The sequence below is a fragment of the Pseudomonas sp. GM48 genome, assembly GCF_000282335.1.
Taxonomy (GTDB): domain Bacteria; phylum Pseudomonadota; class Gammaproteobacteria; order Pseudomonadales; family Pseudomonadaceae; genus Aquipseudomonas.
The window spans coordinates 1-4947 of record NZ_AKJM01000193.1; the positions used below are offsets into that span (position 1 = coordinate 1).

Sequence of the window (4947 nt, forward strand, 5' to 3'; positions counted from 1 at the left end):
GGCGGCCGCCGGTGCCGGCGGTTGCCCGGTTTGTTCCAGAGAGTACGGTGCGACGAAGCTGTACCCACGCTGGGCCACAGTGATGATGTAGCGCTGACCCGCCTGGCCGTCGCCGAGCGCTTTGCGCAACGCGGCCATGTGCACCCGCAGATTGATGTCTTCGACCACGCTGTTGGGCCAGACCCGGGCGATCAATTGTTGCTTGCTGACCACGTTGCCGGCGTGCTCCAGCAGGATCAACAGGATGTCCATGGCGCGCCGGCCCAGGCGCAAGGGATGGTCGGCCTCCATCACCAGGCGTTGTTCGGGGTAGACCCGGTAGGGGCCGAAATGCACAGCCTGTTCGGGAGAAAGGGTCAACGAGTCGCTCCTGCTGCATCCGCCTAGTACGCGGTTTTCGAGCATTTTCCTCAGGTTTTTTACGTAGCGCAATGCACCGCCCGGGTGACTGTCGGGTGCAGGCGTTGACTGTCGCGTATCGGCCAGTGGCTGTCGGTCCCGTGAACATTGGGCGCGACAGATGGACAGGGCCTGTCGGGGCTTTTTGCGCACCATGGAAAATTAACAACGTTTAACTCGTCCTGCATCCGGTCTGCGCTCAAAACTCTATCTCTGTAGGAGCGAGCTTGCTCCTACAAGGGAATTCAACCCATCGCAAGGACAGAGCAATGAGCAATGTGGTGGTGGTCTATCACAGTGGCTACGGGCACACCCGGGTCATGGCCGAAGCCGTGGCCGCGGGCGTGGAACGGCACCTGGGCAGCACCTGCCAGTTGATTCCGGTCGAGGAAGTGGACGAGCACTGGGCGCGGCTGCACAACGCCGACGCCATCATCTTTGGCGCGCCGACCTACATGGGCAGTGCCTCAGCGGCCTTCAAGGGCTTCATGGAGGCCACGGCGGCGTTCTACCTGGCCCAGCCCTGGCGCGACAAGCTCGCGGCCGGCTTCACCAATTCCGGCTGCCTGTGCGGCGACAAACTCAACACCTTGCTGCAGATGGCGGTGTTCGCCGCCCAGCATTCGATGATCTGGGTCGGCCTTGACCTGCTGCCGGCGCGTTCCAGCACTGGCGCGTTCAACGGACAACTGAATCGATTGGGCAGCTCACTTGGCGCCATGGCCCAGTCGAATGTCGAGCAATCCCCCGACGATGCCCCGCCGCCCGAGGATCGCTGCACCGCCGCGCACCTGGGCGAGCGGGTGGCGCGCCTGGCAGATCGCATGAACCAACTTCCGGTTTGATTCACCCCTCACACTCGTTAAGGAGACATCACCCATGAGTACCTTTACTACCCGCGATGGCGTCGAGATTTACTACAAGGACTGGGGCACCGGCCAGCCGATTGTCTTCAGCCATGGCTGGCCACTGAATGCCGACAGCTGGGAATCGCAGATGATTTTCCTGGCCTCCAAGGGCTACCGGGTCATCGCTCACGACCGTCGGGGCCATGGGCGTTCCAGCCAGCCCTGGTCGGGCAATGACATGGATCATTACGCCGACGATCTGGCGCAATTGATCGAGCTGCTCGATCTGCAAAACGTCGTGCTGTTCGGCTTCTCTACCGGCGGTGGCGAGGTGGCGCGTTACATCGGTCGCCATGGCACCGGTCGCGTGGCCAAGGCCGGGCTGATTTCCGCGGTGCCGCCGCTGATGCTCAAGACCGAAGCCAACCCCGGCGGCTTGCCGCTGGAAGTGTTCGACGGCATCCGCCAGGCTTCGCTGGCCGATCGTTCGCAGCTGTACATCGACCTCGCCAGCGGCCCGTTTTTCGGCTTCAACAAACCTGATGCGAAACCGTCCCAGGGCATGATCGACTGGTTCTGGATGCAAGGCATGATGGCCGGCCACAAAAATGCCTATGACTGCATCAAGGCGTTCTCGGAAACCGACTTCACCGAGGACCTGAAGAAGTTCGACGTGCCGACTCTGGTGGTGCATGGCGACGCGGATCAGGTTGTTCCGTACGAAGCGGCGGGCGTCTCCTCGGCCCGACTGGTGAAGGGCTCGACCCTGAAGATTTACCCGGGTGCCCCTCACGGTTTGACGGACACCCACAAGGATCAGCTCAACGCGGATCTGTTGGCGTTCTTGAAAGGTTAAAAAGCCAGTTCAAAAGATCGCTGCCTCCGTCAGCTCCTACACGCTAGCGTGCATGCCCGTAGGAGCTGGCGAAGGCAGTGATCTTTTGCCGTTGAGGGCGGTGCCGCGGACAAACTGACAGCGCCAGGCAAACGGATTGATGCCTTCGCTGCGGGTGAAGATGTGGCAGAAGTGCGCCTGATCGCAGAAGCCGCATTCGAGACTGATCTGCGTAAGGCTCATGTCGGTGTACTGGATCAATTGTTTGGCCAGGGCAACGCGCTGCTGGCGGATCCATTCTTGCGGCGAGAGGCCGGTGCTGCACTTGAACGCGCGGGAAAAATGACTGCGCGAGAGGGCGCAGGCCTGTGCCAGTTCGGTGACTTCCAGGCTGTCGCCGAGGCGTTCGAGGATTAGTTGTTTAACCCGTTTTTCGCGCTGCGGGCTGAGGCCACCGGTGTTGGTTTTGCGGGGTTCGCTGGCAGGTGCGCGGGCGGTGGTGTGCTGTGGATAAGCCATGGCCATTGTCCGGTCGGGGGAGGAAAAGCGCTGGCGCCCGGTTCGAGCGATCAGCACCGTTACTCTGGAAAAAAACAGTTCTGCGCTGAGGGCTTCATTGTTGGAGGCGGCCCGAGTGGCTGACGAGTTAAACGTTGTTAATTCCATGCCCGAAGGTGTGAACAGAGCACATCGCTGCAAGTGTAAGTAATGGCGATTGGCACAAGATGCGCAACGTGGAGCGGGCCATAACGGACCGCCGGTTGGCTGGAAAAGGTGAGCAGATGAAACGGACATGGCAGGGAACGCTGGGCGCCATCGGCCTGGTTCTGATATCCGCCAACGCACTGGCCCAGGCGCCCGCGCAGGTGGGCACGCAAGTACCCGGTTACTTCCGGCTGGCGCTGGGGGATTACGAAGTGACGGCGCTGTTCGACGGCTACAACGACCTGTCGCCGAAGCTGTTGCAAGGCATGAGCCAGAGCCAGATCCGCGCACTGCTGGCCCGTCGTTCGATTGAAACCCAGGGTGTACAGACCGCCTTCAACGCCTTTGTGGTCAACACCGGTAAACAGCTTGTTCTTATTGATACCGGGGCAGGGCAGTGCATCGGTCCTACGGCCGGCCAGCTGCCGGCCAACCTGCAAGCGGCCGGCTACAAACCGGAGCAGGTGGACACCATCCTGATCACTCACTTGCACCTGGATCACGTCTGCGGTCTGGTGGACGGTCAGCAGCAACCGGTGTTCGCCAACGCCACGGTGTACGCGGCCAAGGCCGAAGCCGACTACTGGCTCGACCCGCAGGCCTTGGCCAAGGCACCGGAAGCGGCCAAGGGCTTCTTCAAGGTGGCCCAGGACTCCACCGCGCCTTACGTTGCCGCTGGCCGTTTCAAGACCTTCATCCCCGGCCAGTCACCGCTGCCGGGTGTGGTCGAGGCGCAGCTGGAAGCCGGGCACACGCCGGGCAGCACCACGTACCGTTTCACCTCCCAAGGGCAAAGCATCCTGTTCATGGGCGACCTGGTACACAACCTCGCCGTGCAGTTTCTGCACCCTGAGGTATCGATCGGTTTCGACGTCGACAGCCGGCAAGCGATCAACAGTCGCAACCAGGTGTTCAGTGCCGCTGCCGCCAGCAAGACCTGGGTGACGGCTGCGCACCTGCCATTCCCCGGCATCGGTCATATCACCGCCCAAGGCAAGCATTTCGAGTGGGTGCCGGTGGAGTACGGGCCGTACAAACGAGCGGCAAACGTGCCGTTGATCGAGTAAAGTCCATAGCACTCGCGCCTGGCCGAACATACAAGGAACCCGTGCCTATGAACCGTAACGATCTGCGTCGCGTCGACATGAACCTGCTGGTGATTTTCGAAGCCCTGATGTTCGAAAAGAACCTGACCCGTGTCGCGGAAAAACTGTTCATGGGCCAGCCGGCGGTGAGCGCCGCGCTGGGGCGATTGCGTGATCTGTTCGACGATCCGTTGCTGTTGCGCAATGGTCGCGGCATGGAGCCGACGGCGCGGGCGCTGGCGATTCTCAAGGAATTGCAGCCGGCGATGGACACCATTTCCGGTGCGGTCAGCCGGGCCAAGGAGTTCGATCCGGCGACCAGTTGCGATGTGTTTCGCATCGGGCTGTCGGACGATGCCGAGTTCGGTTTGTTTCCGCCGTTGTTGCGTCAGTTGCAGGAAGAGGCACCGGGGATTGTCGTGGTTGTGCGGCGGGCCAATTATCTGTTGATGCCGGCGTTGCTGGCGTCGGGGGAAATTTCGGTGGGCGTGAGTTACACCACGGATTTGCCGGCCAATGCCAAGCGCAAGAAGCTGCGTGATATTCCCTGCAAAGTGCTGCGCGGCGATACCCGGCCGGGGACGTTGACCCTGGATGAGTACTGTGAGCGACCCCATGCGATGGTGTCGTTTTCCGGTGACTTGAGCGGCAATATCGATCTGGATTTGGCGAAGGTTGGGCGTAGTCGTCGTGTGGTGCTGGGGGTGCCGCAGTTCAGTGGGTTGCGGGCGTTGCTTGCCGGGACCGAGATGATTGCCACTGTGCCGGATTATGCGGCGTGTGCGTTGGTGGAGGGGTGTAGGTTGCGGGCCGAGGATCCGCCGTTCGAGATTGAGGCGGCGCAGTTGTCGATGGCCTGGAGCGGGGTGCATGACAATGATCCGGCGGAGCGCTGGTTGCGGTCGCGGATCAGTCAGTTTATGTCTGTGGCTTTGGATGTTCGTTAGGCTTTTGACCTTGGCGGCCTTTGGGCCGACCAGGTTCTGGGTTGATTGAGTACATATCCGTTTCTGCGGTAACGGCGGCTTATGGTTCCGCTCTTACAGCGGGTCACTTTTGGCAAACGCCCCAAAAG

General features: G+C 61.3%; 6 protein-coding genes. 4 read left to right on the top strand and 2 right to left on the bottom strand.

What is annotated here, in order from left to right:
* Positions 1-360, bottom strand: a 360-nt coding sequence (locus PMI28_RS00215; RefSeq protein ID WP_007992922.1) for a winged helix-turn-helix domain-containing protein, incomplete at its 3' end; no start/stop codon positions are given.
* A gap of 308 nt (positions 361-668) precedes the next feature.
* On the opposite strand from PMI28_RS00215, the gene PMI28_RS00210 reads away from it, so the two are divergent.
* Both PMI28_RS00210 and PMI28_RS00205 read left to right on the top strand, forming a co-directional pair.
* The gene (locus tag PMI28_RS00210; protein WP_007992923.1) at positions 669-1244 is read left to right on the top strand and encodes a flavodoxin family protein; all 576 of its coding nucleotides are present in this window, start codon (positions 669-671) and stop codon (positions 1242-1244) included.
* 34 nt (positions 1245-1278) lie between these two features.
* Entirely contained in the window at positions 1279-2103 is an 825-nt protein-coding gene (locus tag PMI28_RS00205) for an alpha/beta fold hydrolase (protein ID WP_007992924.1), read from the top strand.
* Positions 2104-2139: 36 nt separating this feature from the next.
* Here PMI28_RS00205 and PMI28_RS00200 read toward each other — a convergent pair whose 3' ends face one another.
* Complete coding sequence (locus PMI28_RS00200) at positions 2140-2601, bottom strand: helix-turn-helix domain-containing protein (protein WP_007992925.1); 462 nt, start codon at positions 2599-2601, stop codon at positions 2140-2142.
* A gap of 263 nt (positions 2602-2864) precedes the next feature.
* Between PMI28_RS00200 and PMI28_RS00195 the strand changes: the two genes are divergently transcribed.
* Both PMI28_RS00195 and PMI28_RS00190 read left to right on the top strand, forming a co-directional pair.
* A complete protein-coding gene (locus tag PMI28_RS00195; RefSeq protein ID WP_007992926.1) occupies positions 2865-3854 on the top strand; it encodes an MBL fold metallo-hydrolase in 990 nt (329 codons plus the stop codon).
* 47 nt (positions 3855-3901) lie between these two features.
* Positions 3902-4819: a LysR family transcriptional regulator gene (locus tag PMI28_RS00190; protein WP_007992927.1), complete on the top strand. Its 918-nt coding sequence runs from the start codon at positions 3902-3904 to the stop codon at positions 4817-4819.
* Positions 4820-4947: the final 128 nt, after the last annotated feature.